This is a genomic window from Mesorhizobium sp. M7A.F.Ca.US.014.04.1.1 (genome assembly GCF_003998745.1).
Lineage (GTDB): Bacteria > Pseudomonadota > Alphaproteobacteria > Rhizobiales > Rhizobiaceae > Mesorhizobium > Mesorhizobium ciceri.
On the sequence record NZ_RZRW01001295.1, the window covers coordinates 1 to 675 of the forward strand.

Annotated in this window: 1 protein-coding gene; it reads left to right on the forward strand. The window is 60.9% G+C overall.

The window, feature by feature from the left end; genetic code table 11:
* Positions 1–273: 273 nt before the first annotated feature.
* On the forward strand, positions 274–675 hold a 402-nt coding region (locus EOA22_RS36160; RefSeq protein ID WP_245478799.1), incomplete at its 3' end, for an alcohol dehydrogenase catalytic domain-containing protein.

A 675-nucleotide genomic window follows, 5' to 3' on the forward strand; every position in this document is an offset into this window, starting at 1 on the left:
ATATATGGACAAGCCGTCCGATAAATCGCCTTGGAGAGCGACCATGCGACTGCCGTGGCACCTCTCACCGAGGCACGAGCGAGAAAGTCCGCTTCACGGCAGTCGCATCGAACAGGCGTGATGCGTCACCGGCGAGCGCCAAGTCGCCGACGCAGAGCGTGACATTCGAGGCTTCGCCCCAGGTCGGCCGAGAGTGCAACAGGGCCGTCCTCGACAACAAGGTCCACCCATCGGCGGTAGCAGTCATGACGAGCCGAGCGCAAGGAGAATGACATGACTTCCAGCAGCATCGTTCGTCAAGATAACGGAGAGCGAACTCATTCAACAATGATGGCTTGGCGCGTGCACGAGTTCGGGCCACCAGAGATCATGAAGTACGAGCGCGTTCCGCGGCCTGATCCTGGCCCCGGCGAGGTCCTCGTCAAAGTTGAAGCCGCCGGCGTCGGACCGTGGGATGGTTGGATCCGGGCGGGCAAGAGCGCCTTACCGCAACCGCTCCCTCTCACGCTAGGCTCGGATCTCTCCGGCGAAATCGTCGCCAAGGGGTCCGGAGTTTCAGAACTGCGTGTGGGAGATCAGGTTTATGGCGTTACGAATCCGCGGTTTATAGGGGCCTACGCCGAATACGCAGTGGCTTCCGCTGAGATGGTGTCGAACAAGCCGACGTCGCTAACC